Here is a 22,829-nt window from a genome sequence, read left to right as displayed (position 1 = left end):
CTTACCCGGTATCGAGGGCCGTGGCGCCCGGCGGTCATGGAGTCCCTGTCCTTAGAACCATCTCTAGAGGGCGCCCCCGGACGTAGATCTGCAGGGATTCGCTGAGCGATGCAGGCAGCGCCTCAGGGCCTCCGCGCACTGCCAGGAAGGTGGCCGGTCTGCCCGGGGCAAGAAACCCCAATTCGCTATCGAGGCCCAGAAGGGCGGCTCCCCGTGAGGTGCCGCACGCGACGGCCGCTTCAACAGGCAGACCTGCCTCCATCAAAAGGGACAATTCCTCGATCAGGCCCCGGCCATGATGGACGCCGAGGCTGCCGGCATCGCTGCCCGCTGCGATGGGGACTCCCAGGACATACGCCCGCGCGATCTGGTTGAGCTGGGCTTCGAGATTCCTGCGGCAGACGGGACGCTCAGGGTTTTGGGGGGCGAGGTTTCGGTCGTAGGCCTGCATGGTGACGGCGGTTGGAACCCAGGTGATCCCTTTTTCCGCCATCCCGGAAAGGTTTGCCTCTCCCATGAAGAAGCCGTGCTCGATGGAATCACAGCCGGCGACGATCGCCTCCTTTACCGGGAGCGCGCCGTTGGCGTGCACCATGATTCGCAGGCCCCGGGATCGGGCGGCGCGGAAGGCTTCCGCGAGTTCGGCGCGGCTGAACTGGGGCGGGGTTTCCCGGCCGAATTCTTTAAGGCTGTTCAGGCCCGACTGAACGATCTTGACGTGATCCGACGGGTCCTGATCGATGGTGATGGCCTGTGCCAGGGTTTGCCCCGGCGCAGGGCTTCGCCCGATGAGTCTGCCGTAGCGCCCGGGAGCATGCCAGGCACGGCCGGCGGCGCGGAGGGAAACCGGAAAAGGGGGGTGGACCGGCAGGTCTTTTTTATACTGGAGCGCGTAGGCGCCATAGTCGCCTCCGTCCCGGATCCCCAGAATCCCGTAGGTCAGGTGTGCGGTGAGATGGGTATGGATCAGGGGCTTCGTCTCTGCATAGGATGCCGCGAGTTGCCGGCGCCTTGCATCTTCGTCTCTTGTCCCGGATAGAGACAGATGCACGTGGCTGTCTATGAGAGGCGGCAGGATCGTGCAGGCGGTCAGATCGGCGACGGACCCGCCGACGCCCTCGCAACCCGTGGCGTCCGCTTGGATCGCCCGGATCAGGCCTTTTTCATCGACGCTCATGAGAACCCGTTTGCGGGCGCGGGCGCCGGCGCCGGTTCCGTCAAGAAACCAGCCTGCGAGGAACTGCCTTGAATGGTCCGATGGCGCGCGGAGATGATTCATACGAACGCTTTCCGAAATCGTGATCGCCGGCGGCTGCAGGTGCGGTGGGGAAGCATGTCTGCCGGTCTTTTCCCAGTTTCCTTCGAGTGCCCTTGTTTTGCAAGCCCTTTTGCGGGTGTTGCGCCTGATGCGCCATCGGGGGGCGGATGACGCTTGCTTACGGGTCTGAACTGTCTTTGCCCTTGACTCCGCTAATGGAATTCAATAAAAATAAACGTTTAATTTTCAGTGCAGACCTGTCTTAAAAAGGCGCCTGGGTCTGTGATTGGCCCAAAAGGCCATTTCCGGAAGGAAACTAACGAGTATCCATACGGAAATGATTTCCCTATAGAACCCAGTTTCCAATCCGGAAATGAGGATTTTTGGCCAATATCAAGGAAATCAAGCGTTTGCGCGGAGGCGACCTGTAGGTCGCCGCACAAGCAAACGTGCAGATTGACGCCGAGATTGGCCCAAAAGGCCATTTCCGGATGGAAACTAACGAGGCGGTGAGCGTGGCAAAAGCGGTGTCGAAAAGTGGAACGGTGATCGAAGAACGACTCGAAAAGGCCGAGAAGTTGAAAACCATGGGCGTGGATCTCTACCCTGCCGGGTTCCGGCCGTCCATGCGTATCGGGGAGGCCGCGGCTCGGTTCGGGGCCTTGGACGCGGACGCCCTGGAGGCCGATGAGGAGCTGCACAGACTTGCGGGGCGGATTGTAGCCTGGCGGGACTTCGGCAAGGCTGCGTTTATCCAGATCAAGGACGGCACCGGCCGCATCCAGGCCTATGTCAAGAAGGACAGGGTCAGCGAACGGGAATTCGAAATCTTCCGCTTGATGGATATGGGGGACCATATCGGATTGTGGGGGCGGTTTTTCCGGACTCGCACGGGTGAGTTGACGCTCCTCGCCGACCGTTTGCAGCTCTTGAGCAAATCCCTTCGTCCGCTGCCGGAGAAGTGGCATGGCCTGACGGATGTGGAAACCCGCTACCGCCAACGCTATCTGGATCTGATCGTAAACGATCCCGTCAAGGACGTTTTTCTCCTTCGCAGCCGGATCATTCAATCGATCCGCTCCTATTTTTTGGCCCGTGAGTTCCTCGAGGTCGAGACACCGATGATGCAGCCGATCCCGGGGGGGGCGACGGCGCGCCCCTTCAAGACCTATCATAATGCCCTCGGGATGCATTTCTATCTGCGCGTTGCCCCGGAATTGTACCTGAAGCGCCTGATCGTCGGCGGCATGGATCGGGTATTCGAGATCAACCGCAATTTCCGCAACGAGGGGATATCGGTCAAACACAATCCCGAATTCACCATGCTGGAATTTTATATGGCCCACGCGACCTTCGAAGACCTGATGGCGTTTACCGAAGGGCTGTTCACGCATGTGCTCCAGGAGATCTTCGGGCGTCTTGTGGTCGAATATCAGGGCGGGCAGATCGATTTCACCCCGCCCTGGAGGCGGCTTTCGCTTTTCGATGCCTTGAAAGAACTCGGCAAGGTCCCGGAGGCGGTCCTGCGCGACCCAGCCGAGGCCGTCCGCTTCGCGGAGCGTCAGGGAATTGCGGCTCAGGACAAGGAGGGGCACGCCAAGCTGCTGACGAAGCTCTTCGATGTCCTCGTGGAGCCGGAGCTGATCCAGCCGACGTTCGTCTCCGGTTATCCAACGGCCGTTTCTCCCCTGTCACGCCGCAACGACGAGGACCCGAGTCTGACCGACCGCTTCGAGTTGTTCATGGGCGGAAAGGAGATTGCCAATGCTTTCACTGAGTTGAACGATCCCGTGGACCAGCGGGGTCGTTTCGAGGAGCAGGTGGCCATGCGGGAGGCCGGCGATGAAGAGGCCCAGTTCATGGATGAGGACTATCTGACCGCGCTCGAATACGGTATGCCGCCCACGGGCGGTGAGGGCATCGGCATCGACCGCGTCATCATGCTTCTGACCGACTCGCCTTCCATCCGGGATGTGATTCTTTTCCCCCACATGAGAAATCGGTAAGCGATGTTTTTTGAGCTTTTCCTCGGGATCCGCTATCTGCGGACGAAACGCAAGGAGAGATTCATCTCCGTCATCTCGATTATTTCCATGGTGGGCGTGATGGTGGGCGTCATGGCGCTTATCGTGGTTCTGTCGGTGATGAACGGTTTTCGCGAGGATCTGCTCGGGAAGATCCTGGGCGTCAACTCCCATATTCTGGTGTTCAGCTATGACGGCCCCTTCAACGACCACGAGTCGGTAGGGGACCGGGTGAAGAAGGTGCCCGGGGTCGTCGCTGCGACCCCGTTCATTTACAGTCAGGTGATGGTGAACCATCACGGAAACGCCTCAGGCGCCATCCTGCGCGGGATCGATACGGCTACGGCGGGAAAGGTGGTCGCGATCCCCGAAATGCTCCGCGGAGGCTCCCTCGATCAACTGGACCCGGCCCCCGGTGCTCAGCCGGGCATCATCATCGGGAAAGAGCTTGCGCGTCAGTTGGGTGCCCTGGTCGGCGACGTGGTCTCGGTCCTTTCCCCGGAGGGCAAACTGACCCCGCTCGGGCGTGCGCCCAACACCAGCGAATACCGCCTGGTTGCCATCTTCGATTCAGGCATGTATGAGTACGATGCCTCCATGGCCTACGTCTCCCTCGCCGAGGCCCAGACTCTACTCGGAATCGGGAACAGGGTGACGGGCCTGGAATTGAGGGTCGAGGATCCGGATCGATCCGACCGTCTGGCCCGGGATGTCCAATCTTTCGTGGGCCCACCGTACTGGACGAAAGACTGGAAGCAGATGAACAAGAGCCTCTTTGCGGCATTGAAACTCGAAAAACTCACCATGTTCATCATCCTGACGATGATTGTTCTGGTGGGGGCTCTCAATATCATCAGCACCCTGGTGATGGTGGTGATGGAGAAGACCAAGGATGTGGCGATCCTGAGGGCGATGGGCGCCTCGGCGCGGAGTGTCATGGCGATCTTCATGCTGCAGGGACTGCTGGTCGGTGTGGTAGGGACGGTGGTGGGCCTGGCCGCCGGGCTCGGGCTGTGCGAACTCCTCGGGCGATATCAGTTCATCGATCTGCCCGCCGATGTCTACTATATCGCCAAGCTTCCGGTGCTGATCCAGCCGGGGGATGTACTGTTCGTAGCCGGCGCGGCGGTGATCATATCTTTCCTCGCCACGGTCTACCCATCCTGGCACGCCTCACGCCTGAACCCCATCAACGCCATTCGCTACGAATAGGCCGCAGGAAGACAATCCTCGGGAGCCCCGGTTTGCTGGTTTTGACGGATATCTACAAATCGTTCGAGCATCGCGGTAAGCGAATCGCCATCCTGAACGGATTGAATCTAAGGCTCGAGGCAGGCGAGTCCCTGGCTGTCATGGGGGCCTCGGGTGTTGGAAAATCCACCCTGCTTCACATCATGGGAAGCCTCGATCCGCCCACCAGCGGAAAGGTTACGTTCAACGGGGTGGACCTGTACGGGATGGACGAGGCCACTCTTTGCAGGTTCCGGAACAGGGAGATCGGATTCGTCTTTCAGTTCCACCATCTTCTACCCGAACTGAACGCGCTCGAGAACGTCATGATGCCGGCCCTCATCGCGCGGGTGCCAAAAGAGAGGTCTGTCAGGCTGGGGGTGGCCGCACTCGAAAAGGTCGGTTTGACCGGGCGGCTGGACCACCGGGCGGGAGAGCTTTCCGGCGGGGAGCAGCAGCGGGTCGCCATCGCAAGGGCGCTCCTGATGGAGCCGAAGCTGATCCTGGCCGACGAACCGACCGGGAATCTGGATGTTCAGACCGGGGAGGAGGTGTCCGACCTCCTGGTCCGTTTGAACCAGGACGAAAACATGGCCATGGTCATCGTGACCCATAACCAGAGGTTGGCGGAGAAGATGTCGAGGCGGATGGAGATCGTCAATGGGAAGATTTGCTGAAGGGGTTTTCTGGATGCTGAAGTCGGCTGGGATCTGCAGCGGGAATGCAGGTGTTGTGAGTGTGCTCCGTCTTGTTTTCGTTTTGGCGGCGTTGCTATCGCTGACCTCTCCAACGTCGGCGAGGGCAGAAGATGGGAAGGTGGCGGTCCTGCCCTTCAGGGTGTACGCCGACGCATCCCTGCAGCACCTCCAGGAGGGGCTTCAAAGCATGATCCGCGAACGGTTGGCCGCGCGGGATTTGGAGGTGCTCGGTACGGAGATGGTCAACCAGCACCCGAAGGTCTTCGATATACCCTTGAGTGCGGAGGCTCTGGCCCGCACGGGTCTGCAACTGGCGGTCCAGCACGTGGTTGCCGGTAGTATCACCCAGATTGGACAGCGCATCAGCATCGACGTAAAGGTCCTGGATATGGGCAAGCCCGAGTCCCCCGCGCTGATTTACATGGTGGCGGACAACGTGAATGCCCTGCCGGATACGACGGACGGCCTCGTCAAGAGCATCTACAACCAGATCACAGGTGCCGTTCAGGTGGATTCCCTGCTGGTGAAGGGCAATCAGCGGGTCGAGAGTGCGGCGGTCCTTGCGGTTGTTTCGACGCGCAAGGGAAGCATTCTGGACTATGCCGAGCTGGACAAGGATCTGCGCAGTATTTACAAAATGGGGTTTTTCACGGATGTCAGAGTCCAAACCGAGGATGGCCCCAGCGGCAGGATCGTCGTCTTCGAGGTGACCGAGAAGCCGTCGATCGGCAAGATCGTCTTCGAGGGCAACAAGAAGGTGGATTCCGAAGAGCTGACAAAGGAGGTTGGCATTCGCGCCTTCTCGATTCTGGACGAGACGGCGATCAAACAGAGCATCAACCGGCTTGCGGAATTCTATCGGAAGAAGGGGTATTACAACATTACGCTCGACTATCGGCTGGAGCCTCTTCCCAACAACCAGGTGCAGCTGACCTATTTGGTCGATGAAAAGGAGAAGGTTTACATCCAGAAGATCGCCTTCACCGGAAATACCCATTTTGAAGAGGATGATTTGAAAGATCTCATGGAAACCAGCGAAAAGGGTTGGTTTTCATGGGTGACGGACTCCGGCGTTCTGGACGAGAAAAAGCTCGAATTCGACACGCACAAGCTGACGGCCTCTTACCACAATGAAGGGTTTATCAAGGCGAGGATAGGGCAGCCCAGGATCGCCTATGACGACAAACTGGAGGGCCTTTCGGTGACGATCGATATCTTCGAGGGCGAGCGGTACAAGGTCGACACGGTCGGCGTCGAAGGGGAGTTGATCCAACCGGAAGAGGAGCTGTTGAAGCGGGTTGCCATCGGCAAGGAGCCTTACTTCAACCGGGAAGTCGTTCGCAAGGATATCCTCAACCTGGTGGACGTGTACAACGATGATGGCTTTGCGTATGCGGAGGTGACGCCCCTTACGAATGAGGACGATCAGGAGCACCTCGTCGATGTCACATACAAGATCACGAAGGGCCCGAAGGTGAGGTTCGAGCGGATCAACATCTCAGGCAACACCATTACGCGCGACAAGGTCATCCGGCGGGAACTCCAGGTGGTGGAAGGCGAGATCTTCAGCGGCAAGAATCTCAAGCGGAGCAATGAAAATCTGAATCGCCTCGGTTACTTCGAGAATGTGGAGGTCAAAACGGAAAAGGGGACCGAAGAGGATCAAATGGTCCTGGATGTGAAAGTGAAGGAAAAGCCGACCGGGTCTTTCAGTTTCGGCGGCGGCTACAGTTCGGTCGACAACGCCTTCGTGGCGTTTCAAATCGCGCAGGAAAATTTCATGGGGTACGGTCAGAAGCTTCAGGCCTCGGTGAGGCTCGGAGGTATATCCACCGAGTTCGACGTCCGGTTTGTAGAGCCCTGGTTTCTGGACAAGCCGCTCTCCCTGGGGGTAGATTTGTACAACTGGGAGCGTGAGTGGGACGAGTACGATAAAGACAGCATGGGCGGAAACGTCTCCCTGGGCTTTCCTGTAAAACTGGACAGCTATACGCGTGGGTTTTTCCAGTACACTTACGATGACTCCAACATTACCGATGTGGCATCCGATGCGGCCTTGATCATCAAGGATATGGAGGGCAGAAACCTCACGAGCAGCCTCACGGGGGGGCTCAAGCGCGATACCCGCGACCAGCCCTGGAATACCAGCCGGGGATCCGTGAACAGCCTCTCCGTGGAGTGGGCCGGTCCGCCGCTGGGAGGCGACGTAGCCTTCACGAAGTATTCCGCCAGATCTGCATGGTATTTCCCGATGCCATGGACTACGGTGCTGCTCCTGCAGGGCCGCTGGGGATATATCCAGGATCGCCCGAGTGACGGGAAGCTGCCGGTCTATCAGAAATTCTTTCTTGGAGGCATCAATACGATCCGCGGTTTCGAATACGGGGATGTCTCGCCTAGGGACCCGGTGACCTGGGATCGGATCGGGGGTGAAAGGGAGATGGTCTACAACGTGGAATACCGCTTCCCGCTCATCAAGGAGCAGGGCGTTGTGGGCCTGGTCTTTTTCGATGCCGGGAATGTCTGGACGGATTACGAGCCCAGCGTGAACGTGAGCGGCCTCCGGACCTCGACGGGTGTCGGCGTCAGGTGGTACTCGCCTATGGGGCCGCTTCGCCTGGAGTATGGCAAAAATCTCGATCCCCGGATGGACGAGGAATCCGGCAAGTGGGAGTTTTCGATCGGCGGGCTTTTCTAGAGAGTTTCCATCCGGAAATGGTCTTTTTTGCCAATCTCGGCGTCAATCTGCACGTTTGCTTGTGCGGCGACCTACAGGTCGCCTCCGCGCAAATGTTTGATTTCCTTGATATTGGCAAAAAATCCTCATTTCCGGATTGGAAACCGGGTCGTGCTGGATAAAGCATTTCCGGATGGAAACTAGAGAGGGCCCGGTTTATGACAGACCCGTTTGATCGAGGATGAATCGTCATTCCGGATTGTGAGTGTGCCGGCTTGCAACGTGTTTTTCCGGGTTGGAAACTTGGTCGTGGTGGACAATCATTTTCGTATGGACACAAGTCTTAAGGAGGGTGGTGTATGATTGGTTTGAAGAGAAGCCTTGGTTTGCTGGGTGTTTTGCTGTGTGTGCTGGTGTGGCACACCGGTGCGACGGCTGCGGGCGCCGGGAAGATCGGTGTCGTCGATCTCCAGCGGTGCATTCAGGAGACTGTGGAAGGTAAGAAGATCTATCAGGATCTGAAGGGGAAAAAGGATGCAATGCAGAAGCGCCTGGACGAAAAGCAGGACGAGCTTCTGCGGCTGAAAGAAGAGCTCGAAAAGCAAAGCATGATGCTGAGCGTAGACGCCAAGGAGGACAAGCAGAAGGAATTCGACCGGAAAGGCCGTGAATTCAAATACATGTATGATGATTTAAGCGAGGAGATGAGAAAGGCCGAGGCGGAGGCCAAGAAGGATATCCTCCAGGATCTGGAATCGGTCGTGACGCGGATTGGTGAAAACGACAAGTATCAGATCATCTTCGAGAGGCGCAGCAGCGGCATCATGTTTATCGACAATGCGGTCGATATTACGGATGCGGTGATCAAAGGTTATGACCAACTGAGGAGATAGCTTCAGCGCGGAGGGACCTCTTCGGCCGATCCTCTGGATCGGCCTTGGGGGAACTTCCGCGGCGGCCTGACCATGCCGGGCGGTTTGAAGACTTCGGCGATCAGGGTGAAAAAAGCCGTTTCTGTCAGGAATCTATGGAGTTGATGAGAGGAACGGCTTTTCTTGGGATGAGAAGGGGGCGTTATCGGAAGGAACCCTCATGACGGGAGCGGCGATTTGCAGATAGAAATCCATGAGATCGCGCGGCAGGTGGGAGGGCGCGTCTGCGGCGACGGGAAGCGCGTCATTGAAGGGATAAAGTCTCTGGAGGCGGCGGAACCAGGCGATATCAGTTTTTTTGCCGATACTCGGTACGCCGATTTGCTTCAAGAAACGCGGGCCGGGGCGATCATGGTGCGGGAGGAGGTGCCCGGATTCAAGGGGCCTCAGGTCATCGTTGCGAACCCCCAGGTAGCTTACGCCAGGGTAGCGGCGCTTTTTCAGAGAGCGTTGCCGCGCTATTCCGGTGTCAGCCCCGATGCCTTCATCCATCCATCCGCACGGATCGGGGCGGGGGCATCCATCCATCCGCTGGTTTTTGTCGGCGAGGATGCCTTTATCGGTGATGACGCTGCACTTTTCCCCGGTGCCTATGTCGGGGCCCGGGCGCGGATCGGGGCGAGGACCGTTCTCCATCCGAATGTCAGCGTCCTGCACGAGTGCATCGTCGGGAACGATGTGATTGTGCATGCCGGAACGGTGATCGGGAGCGACGGCTTCGGCTACGTGCGCGACGGCGGCCGGTCGCTGAAGATCCCCCAGATCGGCATCGTTCAGATCGACGATGGGGTCGAAATAGGGGCCAACAACTGCATCGACCGGGCGGCGCTCGGCCGGACCTGGATCCAGCAGGGTGTCAAGACGGACAATCTGGTGCAGATTGCGCACAACGTGGTGATCGGGGAAGGCAGCCTCGTGGTGGCGCTGACAGGGATCTCCGGCAGCGTGAAAATCGGGCGCGGGGTGATTCTGGGCGGGCAGGTCGGGATTGCCGACCATGTGGAGATCGGAGACGGCGCCATGGTAGGTTCCCAGAGCGGCATCATGCGGTCGATCGAGCCGGGTGAGGCCGTTACCGGTTCGCCGGCGATGCCCCACCGGCAGTTCATGCGGATAGCGGCCTTGACGGCGCGCCTGCCTCAGTTGAATGAGCGTGTCAAGAAGCTCGAAAAGATGATCGAAGCGCTTGGCCCGTCCGTAAAAGGAAGGACATGACCCATGGATTTGCCGCTCGTTTACGAAGACATCGTCAGGATTTTGCCGCATCGCTATCCGTTCCTGCTCGTGGATCGGGTCACCGAGCTGGAACCGGGCAAGCGGATTGTCGGGTACAAGAATGTGACGGCCAACGAGCCGTTTTTTCAGGGGCATTTCCCCGGCAAGCCGATTATGCCGGGTGTGCTGATCATTGAGGGTATGGCGCAGACCGGTGGTGTGCTCGCCGGATGCTCCGCCGCGGGAGGAGGGTCGGCCCAGGGTTTCGAGCAGGTCTTTTTTATGGCCCTCGACAAGGTGAAGTTTCGCCGTCCGGTGGTCCCCGGGGATCAACTGCGTTTCGAGGTGGAGGCCCTGCGTGCTGGCTCGCGTGTATGGAAGCTGGCGGGCAAGGCCTTCGTCGGCGAGAGTCTGGCGGCTGAGGCGGAGATGACGGCCAGTGTGGGCTGAGGTTTTCGAGCCATAAAAAGGGTTGATATGCCGATAGCTGCGTCGATCTGCAAGGTTGCATGCGTGCCGATCCGGCTGTTGAAGTTATTGCGCGATTTTTTGTGCAAAATATCGATGCGGTGAAATCGATCGGGTGGATGAATATGTAAACGGCAGAGCGAAAACCCCGCAGTGCAAAACAGCATCGTTTCAGGAGGGGCGGAAGAAAAGAATTCTCATGGACATACATCCTACCGCAGCTATAGACCCGGGGGCTGAATTGGGGATCGGTGTATCGATCGGGCCCTATTCGACCATCGGGCCGCATGTCGTCATCGGAGACGGGACCGAGATCGGTGCGCACGTAGTGATCGAGGGGCATACCTACATCGGAGAAGACAACCGGATCTATCCCTTTTCTTCCATCGGGACGCCGCCTCAGGATATCGGGTACCGGGGTGAGGACACGCGGCTCAATATCGGCGACAAGAATGTCATCCGGGAATATGTGACGATCCACCGGGCGACCACCAAGCAGTACTGGGAAACGATCCTCGGGGACCAGAACTATATCATGGCCTACGCGCACATCGCCCATGACTGCATCCTCGGGAACAATGTGATCATGTCCAATGTCGCCACCCTGGCAGGGCATATCACCGTTGGGGATCACGCGATCCTGGGTGGGTTGGTCGCTGTGCACCAGTTTGTCCGGATCGGGGATTACGCGTTTCTGGGCGGCAAGTCGGGCATAGACCGGGATGTACCGCCGTTCATGATCACGGCCGGCGAGCGTGCGCGCCTTTACGGCATCAACCGCAAGGGCCTGGCGCGGATGGGTTTCAGCCGGGAGGTGATCGACGGGCTCAAGAAGGCCTATCAGATCATCTGGCGGGAGAAGCGCCGGTTCGAGGAGGGCATTCAGACCGTCCGGGAGCGAATCCCTTCTTTTCCGGAGTTGGAGATGCTACTGAACTTCTTCGAGGGCTCGAAGAGGGGCATCCTGCGTTAGGGCGTCAGGTGGGGGTTCTGAGGTGAAGGAAAAAGGGGCGGTGACGGGTTGGGAGGAGCAAGGCGAAGGACCCTGCGGCAGCCGTCCGCGGGGAGGTTCCATATGACGGAGGGGGCTGCTCCCGTGATCGGGATCATCGCCGGGGGCGGCCGCTTCCCGATCATGGCCGCTGCGTCCGCCAAAGAGAGGGGGATGCGGGTGGTCGCCGTCGCCCACCTGGGGGAGACGGACCCGGCGCTCGAGGCCGAGGCGGACGAGATCGTCTGGGTGAAGCTCGGCCAGTTGGGGCAGGTCATCAAGGCCCTGAAGCAGCGCGGCGTGCGGCAGGCCCTGATGGCGGGAACCATCACCAAGCGGCGCATGTTCGAAGGGATCCGCCCCGACCTGCGCGGCCTGGCCCTCGTGTCGAAACTCGCCATCTTTCATGATGACGATATCCTGCGGGCCGTATCGCGGGAGTTTGCGAAGGACGGGATCGAAATCGTACCGTCGACCGCGTTCTTGCCTGGGCTGGTGGCACCCGGCGGTTGCCTGACGCGCCGGAAGCTCTCGAAGGAAGAACTCGAGGACGTGCGCTGCGGCTGGCGGATTGCCAAGGAGCTCGGGCGGCTCGATATCGGGCAGTGTGTCGTCGTGCGGGAGAAGGCGGTTCTGGCGGTCGAGGCCATTGACGGCACGGATGCCACGATCCGCCGCGGGGGCGGGATCGCCGGTGAGAAGGCGGTGGTGGTAAAGGTTTCCAAGCCTTCCCAGGATCTGCGTTTCGATATGCCGACGGTGGGCCTTCAGACGATCGAACTGATGGCCGATGTCCGGGCGGCGGTCCTGGCGGTGGAGGCCGGGAAGACGTTGATGTTCGACCGGGAGGCGATGGTTGCGAGGGCGGAAGAGGCGGGCATCAAGATCGTTTCGTTCGAGGCCGGCGAGATCGATCGGACCTGAGCCGGGCATGCGGGGATGTGTGCCGTCGGCGGCGTCCGGTTGCGGGCGGCGAATCAGCCCGGGAAGGCAGCAGGCGGGAAGGGGGTTCGCCGAATCGTGATACGTGAAAGACTGCGGGTGGGTGTTGTCGGTGTGGGGCATCTGGGCGAGTATCACGTGCAGAAGTATATGGCCCTGCCCCAGGCGGAGCTGGTCGGCGTGACCGACACGGATCAGCGCCGCGCGGATGAAATCTCCCGCCGCTATGGGACCGCGAATTACGGCGACCTGGACGACCTGCTCGGGCGGGTCGATGCGGTGAGCCTCGCCGTTCCGACGGAGCACCATCATGCAGTGGGGCGGCGGATCCTGGCGGCGGGTGTACACGCCTTGATCGAAAAGCCGATCACCTATGATCTGGCGCATGCGGACGAACTGATCGGCCTGGCCGAGGACAGAGGGCTGGTCTTGCAGGTCGGGCATGTCGAGCGGTTCAACCCGGCTGTCGTGGAGATGAGCGGCATGCTCGAAGGGCCGATCTTCATCGAATCGCACAGGATGAACCTCTTCACGACGCGCGGGACGGATGTGGATGTGGTCCTGGACCTGATGATCCATGACCTCGACATCATCCTGCACGTGGTGCCGGCGGAGGTGCAGGAGGTTCACGCTGTCGGGCTTTCCGTCATCACCTCGCAGACGGACATCGCCAACGTTCGGATCATCTTCGAGAACGGAACGGTCGGGAACTTGACCGCCAGCCGGGTCTCGAACAACATGCTGCGTAAGATCCGGATCTTTCAGCCGGATGCCTATATCTCCGTGAACTGCGCGAAGCGGGAGATCAGCCGCACGGAGCTGGGCCGGGGGCAGAGGGGGGCGGACGGCTTCCCTCAGATCGTCACGCGCAAAAAGAGTTTCCCGGGCAGTGATCCGCTCGCCGATCAGATCGCAGCCTTCCTTGCGGCGGTGCGCGATGGAACCGCCCCCGTCGTGAGCGGGCGGGACGGTCGCAGGGCGCTTCAGGTGGCGCTCGCCATCATCGATCAGATCAAAGAGGGTTGTGGCCATTTCAAGCGCATCCGTTGAGAAGCGCCGTCCAGAGACGGTGATGATCCTCGCCGGGGAAGCGTCGGGCGATCTGCACGGGGCGAGGCTCGTCGAGGCGATTCAGCGGCTGGACCCGGCCGTCTCCTTCGTGGGCATCGGCGGGGCGCAGATGGAACGGGCAGGCGTGCGTCTCCTGGTGCATGCCTCGCAGATGGCCGTTGTCGGTCTGACCGAGGTCTTTCACCGGGGCCGCATTCTCCTCAAGGCCCTGCAGGACGTCAAGCGTTTTCTCCGCCGTGAACTCCCCGCTCTGTTGATCCTGATCGACTACCCGGACTTCAACATCCATGTGGCGGCCACCGCCAAACGGTGCGGCGTGCCGGTCCTCTATTACATCAGCCCGCAGGTCTGGGCATGGCGCAAGGGGCGCATCCGGAAGATCTGGCGGCGCATCGAACGTATGGCGGTCATTCTTCCGTTCGAAGAGGACTTCTATCGCCGCCACGGCGTAGCGGTCGATTATGTCGGCCACCCGTTGATGGACAGTGTGCCTTTGCGGTTGTCCACGCGCGCGGCGGCGCTCGACTGGTCCGAAGCGGGGGATGCCCCTGTAATGGCGATTGTCCCGGGAAGCCGCGAAGAGGAGGTCCGCAATCTTCTGCCCCTTATGATACAGGCGGCCGGGATGCTGAGGAAGCGGTTTCCGGGTCTCCGCGCCCTCTTGCCACTCGCATCGTCCATAGAGGAAGACAAGGTCCGCCAGATCATCGGGGAGAGCCCCGTTCCCGTCGAGGTTTCTCCGGAAGGACTGCCTCGGGTTCTCGGGCGCTGTCATGCAGCCATGGTCACCTCGGGAACGGCGACCCTCGAAACCGCCATCGCGGGGGTCCCGATGGTGGTGGCCTATCAGGTCTCGGCTGTCAGTTACTGGGCAGGGCGCCTCCTGATCGAGGTGCCGTTTATCAGTCTGGTCAATCTGGTTGCCGGCAGGGCCGTTGTGCGGGAACTGATCCAGCATGAGGCCACAGCTTCGAACCTTGCCCGGGAGGTTGGCCGTCTGCTGGAAGATCCGGTCTACAGGCGTGCCATGATCCGTGATCTGGGAGAGGTCAGAGGGCGCCTTGGCGAGGAGGGGGCTTCCGGACGCGTGGCCCGGATCGCCCTCGATATGCTGCAGAAAGGAGCCGGGGGCAGATAAGAGATGGCAAGAAGCATTCTGGTGGTGGACGACGAAGAGAGCATCCTGCAATCCGTCGAGGGCATCCTGTGTGACGAGGGGTTCGAGGTCGTGCGCGCCATGAGCGGCACCGAAGCCTTGGAACGGATCGAAGAGAACATCCCGGACGCGGTCCTGTTGGATATCTGGATGCCCGGCCTCGACGGGATCGAGACCCTGGTCAAGATCAGGGAGATCTGTCCGACGCTGCAGGTGATCATGATGTCCGGCCACGGCAACATCGAGACCGCTGTCAAGGCCACCCGGCTCGGCGCCTACGATTTCATCGAAAAGCCCCTCTCGCTCGAAAAGGTGCTGCTCGCCATCAGCAATGCCCTCGACTACAATCGGCTGGAGGAGGAAATCTCGCTCCTGCGGGAGACGCAGCTTGGACGTTATCGGATCACGGGGCAGAGCAAGGCGATAACACAGCTGAAGGAGCAGATCCGGATCGTTGCTCCGACCAACGCCTGGGTACTCATCTCCGGCGAAAACGGCACGGGCAAAGAACTGGTAGCCCACACCATCCACCGGTTGAGCAAACGCAGCCGGAAGCCGATGGTCGAGGTCAACTGCGCCGCGATCCCGGAGGAACTGATCGAGAGCGAACTCTTCGGGCATGAGAAGGGGGCCTTTACGGGTGCTTCCACCATGCGGAAGGGCAAATTCGACCTTGCCCATGAGGGGACGCTCTTCCTGGACGAGATTGGGGACATGAGCCTCAAGGCCCAGTCCAAGACCCTGCGGATTTTGCAGGAGCAGAAGTTCGAGCGTGTGGGTGGGTCGAAAACCATCAGCGTCGATGTCCGTGTGATTGCCGCGACCAACAAGGATCTGGAGGCGGAGATCGAAAAGGGCCGTTTTCGAGAGGACCTGTACTTCCGTTTGAACGTTATCCCCATGCGGGTCCCGCCGCTCAGGGAGCGGCGCGAGGATATCCCGGAACTCGTGCGAGAATTCATACAGGATTTCGCCCTCGCGATGAACACCGACCCGAAGGAGATCGGCCCCGAGGCGTCGGCGGTCCTCCAGCAGTACGAATGGCCGGGCAACGTGCGCGAGCTGAAAAACCTCGTGGAGCGTCTGATGATCATGACACCGGGGGCGGTCATCGACGCGAAGGATATCCCTTCTCCATACAGCCAGGCGCCCGGGGCCTCTGAAGAGATGCCGGAGGCTCTGCAGGCAGGGACCTTGAAGGAGGCCAGAAGCGCATTCGAAAAGGCCTATATCGAGAGCAAACTGCGGGAATGCAACTGGAACATCTCTCAGACCGCCGAGGTAATCGGGGTCGAGCGGAGCAACCTTCACCGGAAGATCAAGGCCTATGGATTGGATGACGGGCGGTTCAAGGAGGAATAGTCCTGCGGGTTGGCAGCGAGCGCACGGATGGCTTTCCAGATCTCGTCGCGTCCCTGGCGGGTCTTGGCCGAAAACAGGATGGGCGGCATCGGGAGGAGGCCCGAAAGGGCCTCGGTGATCCCCCGGAGGTGCACCTGGGCCTGGTTCCGGGAGAGCTTGTCGGCCTTGGTCAGGATCGGCAGCGCAACAATCCCGTAGGTCGTCAACCATTGCAGGAGTTCTTTGTCGCCGGGGGTCGGGTCGCGCCGGATATCCAGGATGACCACCACAGCCGCCAGATTGGCGCGGTTCAGCAGGTATTCCTCCACCATCCGCCGCCAGGACTGCTTGACCGAAAGCGGGACCTTAGCGAAGCCGTAGCCGGGCAAATCCACAAGATAAAAGGTATCGTCCAGCCGGAAAAAATTGAGGGCTTGGGTGCGGCCGGGGCTTGCGCTGGTTCGGGCGAGGCCGCGCCGATTGACGAGGACATTGATCAGCGAGGACTTGCCGACATTGGATCGCCCCGCGAACGCGATCTCGGGCCGGTCGGGCGGGGGAAAGTGCTCCTTCCGGTAGGCGGTCTTGATGAATGCGGCATCCATGTCAACGGGCCCCGACGAAGCGCTCGAGCCGATCCAGCCCTTCCTCGATGCGGTCCAGGTGGTTGGCGTACGAAAACCGCAGGTACCCTTCTACATGGGCCCCAAAATCGATTCCCGGTGTAACGCCCACGCCCGCCTTCTCGAGGATTTCAAAGGCGAGGTCGTAGGACTTCTCCCCGAGGTGCCGGGCATTGACCAGGAGGTAGAAGGCGCCCGCGGGTTCGACGGGAAGCTGGAACCCCATTTTTTGGATGCGCTCGATCATATACCGGCGGCGCTTGTCATAGATCTCCACCATCTTCCGGACATCCGCTTCGGCCTCTTCGAGCGCCGCCAACCCTGCCCACTGCGAGATGCTGCCGGCGGAGATAAACAGGTTTTGCTGGATCTTCTGGAGCGGCCGGATGAACTCGGGTGGCGCGATGATGTAGCCGAGGCGCCATCCCGTCATGGCGTAGCGCTTGGAAAATCCATTCAGCACGAAGGCGTTGCGGGTGAACTCCAGGATCGAACGCGCCGGGGGGCCGTAGACCAGGCCGTGGTAGATTTCGTCCGAGACGACAGGTAGGCCGAGGGCGGCGATCTCTTCCATCCGTTCCGGGGCGAGGAGATTGCCGGTCGGGTTGGCGGGGGAGTTGATGACGACGGCGCGTGTCCTCGAGGTGATCGCCTTCCGGATGTCATCCGGGCGCAGCTGAAACCCGTCCTCCTCGAAACAGCGCACAAAGACCGGCTCCGCACCGACAAACCGCGCGAAGTTGGGGTAGCAGGGGTAATGCGGGTCGGACAGGATGATCTCGTCGCCGGGTTCGAGGAGCGCCGCAAAGATCATGAAAAGGGCCGGGGAGGTCCCGGAACTGACGAGGATCTGTTCTGGCACCACCGCAACGCCGTAGGTCTGCTGGTGGTGCCGGCAGATGGCTTCACGGAGGGCCGGGAGGCCGAGGCTGTGGGTGTAATGCGTTTCCCCCCGCGCGATGGCTTTGACGGCGGCGTCGCAGATGCACTGGGGCGTGGTGAAGTCGGGCTCCCCGATCTCGAGGTGGACGATGTCCCGGCCGGCCTTTTCCATCTGCTGGGCCTTTTCCAGGATGTCCATGACGATGAAGGGCGGGATGTCGAGGGTGCGCTTGCTGATACGCGCCATGTCGTCTCCTTGGCGGATCCGGGCGGCGGGGCCTCGGTTTGGAATGTTGCCGGGGCCGCGTCTTCCGGTGGGAATCCGCAGCCTGCTTCGGGGTTCGCCTCCGAGTGCTGCAGCCTTTCGGAGCAGCTCATTCGCTTCTCCCGGGTGTCGGGCCCCAGTCGGCCGTGGGCTTCTGCAGCCCGCTCGAGGCCCTCAGCCTTTTCCGGCCTCCGCCGCCGAGAGCGGAAAGCGCTTTTCCCATCGGGTTTTCCCCTATTCCCTGCGGAGGGGGCTATGTATGAAGCCCTCAGATGACCTTGTTCAGGTTGTATTCGATGATCCCCTGAGCGCCCGCCTGCATCAGTCGGGGGATGAGATCCCGCACGGTGCGGGTGTCCACCACTGTTTCGACCGAGACCCAGTCGGTGTTGTAGAGCCCGGCGATGGTCGGGGCGTTCAAGCTGGGCAGAAGGGCGATGATGGCCTCCTTCTTGTCCAGCGGCAGGTTCATCTTGAGACCGACCAGGTGTTCGGCCCGGAGAGCGCCCTTGAGGAGCAGGATGATCTGCTCGATCTTGGCGCGTTTCCAGGGATCCGCATAGGCCTCCCGGTTGGCGATGAGTTGCGTGTTGGTCTGCATGAGTTCGTGGATGATCTTCAGTCCGTGGGCGCGGATCGTGGAGCCGGTCTCGGTGACTTCGACGATCGCGTCGGCGAGACCCGATACGACCTTCGCCTCGGTGGCGCCCCAGGAGAAGGAGACCTTGACGTCGATCCCGCGCTGTTCGAAGAAACGGCGGGTGAAGTTGACGAGTTCGGTGGCGATCTTTTTTCCCTCGAGGTCTTCGAGCCGGCGGATGTCCGAGTCGGCCGGGACGGCCAGAACCCATCGGGCGGGGTTGGCGCTGACCTTGGAATAGACCAGATCGTCCACGACCTCGACGTCGGATTCGTTTTCTTCGATCCAGTCCTTGCCGGTCAGCCCGGCGTCGATGGTACCGCTTTCGACGTAGCGGGACATCTCCTGCGCGCGGCAGATGCTGCAGGCGATGGTTTCGTCATTGATGTCGGGGAAGTAGCTGCGGTCGTTCACATTGATCTTCCACCCCGATTTCTCGAACAGATTGATCGTTGCATTCTGGAGGCTCCCCTTGGGGATGCCGAGCTTCAGCGTGTTCATTTTCCATATACCTTTTCAGGATCGAATATCTTTTTCCCAACGATGGTGACGTTGCCGAGCGTGTCAACCTGTTGATGGAAGCAGGTGTCGTAGCCGGTGTGGCACGCGGCGCCCCCGACCTGTTCCACGCGGAAGAGGACCGCATCGCTGTCGCAGTCCGCGTAGATCTCCTTCACCTTCTGGACATGTCCGGAGGTGCCGCCTTTGTGCCAGAGTTCCTGGCGCGAGCGGCTCCAATAATGGACCTCCCCCGTCTTGAGGGTCATTTCCCAGGATTGCTGGTTGATATAGGCCAGCATCAGGACCTTGCCCGAGCGGTGATCCTGGGCGATGGCGGGAAGGAGGCCGTTTCCCTTCGAGAAATTCAGTTTGATTGTCATAGCGGGTCCTTTGGTATCGGGTTTTCATCCGGCGGGGCCCCGTAATCACCTTAGGTGATTCGCGCAAAGACTGGACCGGTTGTTCGTCAACCTGAGGCGATGGCGCCTGTGGAAACGAACCGCAAGGCCGCTCGACCGGGGGGCTCCCGCAGGGGGCGTTTTTCAGCCGTACAGGAGCCTGATGGAGACCGGCGGGCCGGGAAACGCCGTCGGTGTCGGGAGCGTTTCCGTGGTGGAAGTCTTCGGGCGCTCGAGAACGGTTTCCGACCGGATATCAAAGAAGAAGAATAACATTGATAGAGCCCCCGGTGCAACCCGTATTTCGCCGCCAGCCTGAAAGAGCCGTTTCCCCGCGCGCATGGTGGAGGGTGGATCCGGCTGGCCGGCCCGGGCCTTGGCCGGGTGCCGCCGGGCTTGAGTTCTTTCCTGGACGTACCCCTTGTCGCTGACCGGAATGAGAGGATTTTCGGCAAGGAACACCCGCGTAAAAAATCGGTTGCCGAAGTGGAAGCTCAGGCAGAAGGTTCGGAGCCTTTCATCCCCGCGGGGTTCCAGGCGGACCGGGGTTCGTCCTCATTCTGCCGCCCGCTCAACTGCCCGCAGGCGGCCAGGATATCCTGCCCCTTGCTCTTGCGGATGATCGCTGTGTAGTGGCGCTGGATGAGGATCTCCTGGAAGCGCAGGATCCTTTCCATCTCGGGGGGCTTGAAGGGCGAGCCCGGGTGTGGGTTGAGCGGAATCAGGTTGATCTTGGCCCGTATGCCGCGAAGGAGGGTCGTCAAGCGCTCTGCGTCCCGGTCCGAATCGTTGACCCCTTCGATGAGGATGTATTCGAAGGTGATCATCCTCCGGTTCGGCAGGGGGAACTCGCGGCAGGCCGCAAGGAGTTCGGGAAGGGGATAGCGCCGGTTGACGGGCATCAGGAAATCGCGGGTCTCCGGGTCGGCGGCGTTGAGGGACACGGCCAGGTTGACGATTATCTCGCGCCCGAGTCGGCGCATGACGGGGACGAGGCCGCAGGTCGATAAGGTCACCTTGCGCTGCGAGAGGTTGAGACCGTCATCAGCCGTCAGGATACCGACGGCCTTTTTGACGTTTTCGTAGTTGGCCAGGGGCTCTCCCATCCCCATCAGCACCAGGTTCGTGAGCTCGTCCGGTTCGTCCATCGCCCGCTTGACCTCGAGGACTTGATCTACGATCTCCGCCGGCGAGAGATTCCTGCGGAATCCCTGCCGCGCGGTGAGGCAGAAGCGGCAGCCCATGGCGCACCCCGCCTGGGAAGAGATGCACAGGGTCCAGTGGTCGCGCTCGGGGATCAGGACCGATTCGATGAAAAAGCCGTCATCGAGCCTGAAGAGGTACTTGCGGGTGCTGTCCTCGGAGACTTGGAGGTCGACTGCTTCGAGGCTCGAGAGCCTGCATTCGCCGGCCAGGCGCGCACGCAAATCCTTCGGCAGGCTGGTCATCTCGTCGAAGCTGTGTGCGAGGCGCTTGAAGATCCATTGACGCACCTGTCTTGCACGATACGGCTGGATGCCCAGGGCCTCGGCGCAGGTCTCCGCTTCGCGGTTGTCCATTCCTGAGATCTCAATCATGGGTTTGGCATTCCCCTCTGGTGAAGGCTTGAGGGTTGGGGCACATCGTGCGCAGTTTGGCGAGTTCCCAGACGTAGTCATAGAGGTGGAGGCCCTTGCTGGCGGCGATGATCTCGCCGTCATCGACGCCGATCTCCCCGGCCATGTATTCCTTCAGGAGCTGGATGGCCCCGAGGTTGGCCGGGAACCCGTTCCAGAGGTCCCAGGATCGGAAGTAGACCATGAAATGGAGCCTTCCGTCTCGGACCCGGGTGTCGATGCCGCGCAGGCAGGGCGGGTCCTTGAGCAGGATAGCCTCCGGGTTTCCCACCGTCATGTAGGCCTGATTGGTGCCGAAGCCGTTTTCCCGGTACATGCGGATGACCTCCTGGATCTGTTTTTCCAGATAGGATCCGTAGGTGTAATCCTCGCCGGGCTGCTTTACGGACGTCATGAGGTACGGGAGGTAGCTCTCGAGATAGCCTTCCGCCACCGGGTTCGGGATGCCGAAGGACGGGGGGATGTCCGGGACGAGCGGCCGTGCGCCGGGAAATCGGATGTGGACCGTGATGTAGTCGAATTCGAGCCGTTTTTGTCCTTCATAACTTCCGCGGTCGATGGTATATTCGTGCCCTTTTTCGAGCAGGCGATACACGCATTGGAACCAGGCATCCGGCAGGTCGCGGGCCTGGATGAACTCGGGTTGCATGGCGGGTCTCCTTGCAGCAGAATCGATTTGATGTCTTATATTACCCACGCTCATTCAATAAAGCAATCCAACTGAGGGACCTGAGCCCCGCATCTCGCCAGACATCATCGAAACGTATCTCGCCCCTTCGAAGGGCAGAAGCCTCTGCCGCGCTGGAAACCGGTCGGGCGTCTGAAAGGGCGCTGTGGATTCGTGCGTTGTTATGTCAGGGAGTGCTGCAAAGGGCTTCTCAGCGAAGAGGGGTGGGGATGAGGCGCGGGGTTCTTCAAGGACGGGGTGCGGGTCTTTCTGGAGCGGTGTAAAGGCTTTTGAGACGCTTTTCCTTCAGGCGACCATAGGCGCGCAGGGGGAGAATAAGCCCGAAAAAGGGGATCATGTAGACGGCGGCCAGGGTCGGCTCCAGAGGCCCGAAGAACTGGGCCGCGAAGACGATGATCAGGACGTTGTTCATATTGCCGAACGATATGGCGGCCCCCACCTGTTGGGCCAGGGTCCTACGGGAGGTGGAGAGGATGCCGGCCGCGAGGAGGGCCAGAGCGAGAAGAATCGAGACCATCGTCGCTTCGAGGAGGGTCCCCGGATTCTGTTGGAAAAACCCAGCGTACTTGGAAAAGACGCCGAGGTTGATCAGTGCGAAAATCAGGAGGGATATCGGAAAGCGTCCCTTCATGAGCGCGGCGGTCAGGCCTGGCAGGAGGCGGCGGCTTACCTCCACGGCGGCGATGGGAATGAAGACGGTCAAAACCAGCATCCGGAACATCGGGCCGAAGGGGACATGGAATTCCTGCCCCGGCAGGAATCGGACAAGCACGGGCAGGGTGATGGGCACGAGCGGCGAGGTGAGCACCACCATGGCAAGGACAAGAGGCATGTCCGCTTCCAGGAGTCCGGCCATGAACGGTGCTACGACCCCGGTCGAAACCCCTGCCAGAAGCAGCACGGCGAGGGCGTAATCCGGGTAGAGGGCCCGGCAGACCAGGTACAGGATGAGCGGCAGGAGGACGAGTTTGGCCGCGCAGAGCCAGAGGATCGTGGTCTGGATATCGCGGATGGTTCCCAGGACCGCTTGGACCCGAATGGCAAGAAAACTTAGAAAGAGGAGGAACATCATCAGGTAGAGCGGGTAGGGCTGAAAGACGGCGCAGGGCTCCGGGGCGAGGATCCCCGCCGCCATGGAGGAAAACACCACCATCAAGAGGATGAAGTCATTCAAGCGGAACATGGACGATCAGGCTCCGGGCGGAGTCGCTCT

At 60.5% G+C, this 22,829-nt stretch carries 22 protein-coding genes; 13 read left to right on the top strand and 9 right to left on the bottom strand.

All coding sequences use genetic code 11. From position 1 onward, the window contains the following. Positions 1–34: 34 nt before the first annotated feature. Positions 35–1,279 (bottom strand): amidohydrolase family protein, encoded by a 1,245-nt coding sequence (locus tag ACZ500_RS10335; protein WP_464232412.1) that lies wholly within the window; start codon positions 1,277–1,279, stop codon positions 35–37. 218 nt (positions 1,280–1,497) lie between these two features. Then, complete coding sequence (locus tag ACZ500_RS10330; protein WP_464232411.1) at positions 1,498–1,743, bottom strand: hypothetical protein; 246 nt, start codon at positions 1,741–1,743, stop codon at positions 1,498–1,500. Between the two features lie 6 nt (positions 1,744–1,749). Here ACZ500_RS10330 and lysS point away from each other — a divergent pair, with 6 nt between their 5' ends. The 13 genes from lysS (at position 1,750) to ACZ500_RS10265 (ending at position 16,024) form a co-directional block, all read left to right on the top strand. Further along, positions 1,750–3,264 carry a lysine--tRNA ligase gene (gene lysS, locus ACZ500_RS10325; protein ID WP_464232410.1) on the top strand — a complete coding sequence of 505 codons (1,515 nt, stop codon included), beginning with the start codon at positions 1,750–1,752 and terminating at the stop codon, positions 3,262–3,264. 3 nt (positions 3,265–3,267) lie between these two features. Further along, the gene (locus ACZ500_RS10320; protein ID WP_464232409.1) at positions 3,268–4,494 is read left to right on the top strand and encodes a lipoprotein-releasing ABC transporter permease subunit; all 1,227 of its coding nucleotides are present in this window, start codon (positions 3,268–3,270) and stop codon (positions 4,492–4,494) included. A 32-nt stretch (positions 4,495–4,526) separates the two neighbouring features. Next, positions 4,527–5,189, top strand: a complete 663-nt coding sequence (locus ACZ500_RS10315) for an ABC transporter ATP-binding protein (RefSeq protein ID WP_464232408.1) — start codon at positions 4,527–4,529, stop codon at positions 5,187–5,189. Next, the gene (bamA, locus tag ACZ500_RS10310; protein WP_464232407.1) at positions 5,173–7,908 is read left to right on the top strand and encodes an outer membrane protein assembly factor BamA; all 2,736 of its coding nucleotides are present in this window, start codon (positions 5,173–5,175) and stop codon (positions 7,906–7,908) included. Before ACZ500_RS10315 ends, bamA begins: the two co-directional genes overlap by 17 nt. A gap of 17 nt (positions 7,909–7,925) precedes the next feature. Then, complete coding sequence (locus tag ACZ500_RS10305) at positions 7,926–8,069, top strand: hypothetical protein (protein WP_464232406.1); 144 nt, start codon at positions 7,926–7,928, stop codon at positions 8,067–8,069. Between the two features lie 177 nt (positions 8,070–8,246). After that, on the top strand, positions 8,247–8,780 hold the full coding sequence (locus ACZ500_RS10300) for an OmpH/Skp family outer membrane protein (protein WP_464232405.1): 534 nt from the start codon (positions 8,247–8,249) through the stop codon (positions 8,778–8,780). A gap of 216 nt (positions 8,781–8,996) precedes the next feature. After that, positions 8,997–10,034: a UDP-3-O-(3-hydroxymyristoyl)glucosamine N-acyltransferase gene (gene lpxD / locus ACZ500_RS10295; protein ID WP_464232404.1), complete on the top strand. Its 1,038-nt coding sequence runs from the start codon at positions 8,997–8,999 to the stop codon at positions 10,032–10,034. Between the two features lie 3 nt (positions 10,035–10,037). Further along, positions 10,038–10,484, top strand: coding sequence for a 3-hydroxyacyl-ACP dehydratase FabZ (fabZ, locus tag ACZ500_RS10290; RefSeq protein ID WP_464232403.1), 447 nt, complete (start codon positions 10,038–10,040; stop codon positions 10,482–10,484). Positions 10,485–10,701: 217 nt separating this feature from the next. After that, complete coding sequence (gene lpxA / locus ACZ500_RS10285; RefSeq protein WP_464232402.1) at positions 10,702–11,475, top strand: acyl-ACP--UDP-N-acetylglucosamine O-acyltransferase; 774 nt, start codon at positions 10,702–10,704, stop codon at positions 11,473–11,475. A 102-nt stretch (positions 11,476–11,577) separates the two neighbouring features. Next, positions 11,578–12,417, top strand: a complete 840-nt coding sequence (locus tag ACZ500_RS10280; protein ID WP_464232401.1) for an LpxI family protein — start codon at positions 11,578–11,580, stop codon at positions 12,415–12,417. Between the two features lie 15 nt (positions 12,418–12,432). After that, positions 12,433–13,485, top strand: coding sequence for a Gfo/Idh/MocA family oxidoreductase (locus tag ACZ500_RS10275; protein WP_464232400.1), 1,053 nt, complete (start codon positions 12,433–12,435; stop codon positions 13,483–13,485). Between the two features lie 22 nt (positions 13,486–13,507). Next, on the top strand, positions 13,508–14,644 hold the full coding sequence (gene lpxB / locus ACZ500_RS10270) for a lipid-A-disaccharide synthase (protein WP_464233030.1): 1,137 nt from the start codon (positions 13,508–13,510) through the stop codon (positions 14,642–14,644). A gap of 3 nt (positions 14,645–14,647) precedes the next feature. Further along, positions 14,648–16,024, top strand: a complete 1,377-nt coding sequence (locus tag ACZ500_RS10265) for a sigma-54-dependent transcriptional regulator (protein ID WP_464232399.1) — start codon at positions 14,648–14,650, stop codon at positions 16,022–16,024. Here the strand turns inward: ACZ500_RS10265 and yihA are convergent. The 7 genes from yihA to ACZ500_RS10230 all read right to left on the bottom strand — a co-directional run bounded on the left by yihA (position 15,988) and on the right by ACZ500_RS10230 (position 22,799). After that, the gene (yihA, locus tag ACZ500_RS10260; RefSeq protein WP_464232398.1) at positions 15,988–16,608 is read right to left on the bottom strand and encodes a ribosome biogenesis GTP-binding protein YihA/YsxC; all 621 of its coding nucleotides are present in this window, start codon (positions 16,606–16,608) and stop codon (positions 15,988–15,990) included. The two genes, ACZ500_RS10265 and yihA, sit on opposite strands and share 37 nt — an antisense overlap. A 1-nt stretch (position 16,609) precedes the next feature. Next, a complete protein-coding gene (locus tag ACZ500_RS10255) occupies positions 16,610–17,755 on the bottom strand; it encodes a pyridoxal phosphate-dependent aminotransferase (protein ID WP_464232397.1) in 1,146 nt (381 codons plus the stop codon). Between the two features lie 286 nt (positions 17,756–18,041). Next, entirely contained in the window at positions 18,042–18,914 is an 873-nt protein-coding gene (gene hisG, locus ACZ500_RS10250; protein ID WP_464232396.1) for an ATP phosphoribosyltransferase, read from the bottom strand. After that, positions 18,911–19,294 carry a phosphoribosyl-AMP cyclohydrolase gene (hisI, locus tag ACZ500_RS10245; RefSeq protein WP_464232395.1) on the bottom strand — a complete coding sequence of 128 codons (384 nt, stop codon included), beginning with the start codon at positions 19,292–19,294 and terminating at the stop codon, positions 18,911–18,913. The genes hisG and hisI overlap by 4 nt, the downstream gene beginning before the upstream one ends. 512 nt (positions 19,295–19,806) lie before the next feature. Next, entirely contained in the window at positions 19,807–20,889 is a 1,083-nt protein-coding gene (gene rlmN, locus ACZ500_RS10240) for a dual-specificity RNA methyltransferase RlmN (RefSeq protein WP_464232394.1), read from the bottom strand. Continuing rightward, positions 20,882–21,577, bottom strand: coding sequence for a thymidylate synthase (locus tag ACZ500_RS10235; protein WP_464232393.1), 696 nt, complete (start codon positions 21,575–21,577; stop codon positions 20,882–20,884). The genes rlmN and ACZ500_RS10235 overlap by 8 nt, the downstream gene beginning before the upstream one ends. Before the next feature lie 265 nt (positions 21,578–21,842). Beyond that, a complete protein-coding gene (locus tag ACZ500_RS10230; RefSeq protein WP_464232392.1) occupies positions 21,843–22,799 on the bottom strand; it encodes a bile acid:sodium symporter family protein in 957 nt (318 codons plus the stop codon). Between the last annotated feature and the right edge of the window lie 30 nt (positions 22,800–22,829).

Source organism: Desulfatiglans parachlorophenolica (assembly GCF_055394735.1).
The sequence above is the reverse complement of the archived record's forward strand: the minus strand, read 5'-3'. Positions and strand labels throughout refer to the sequence as shown.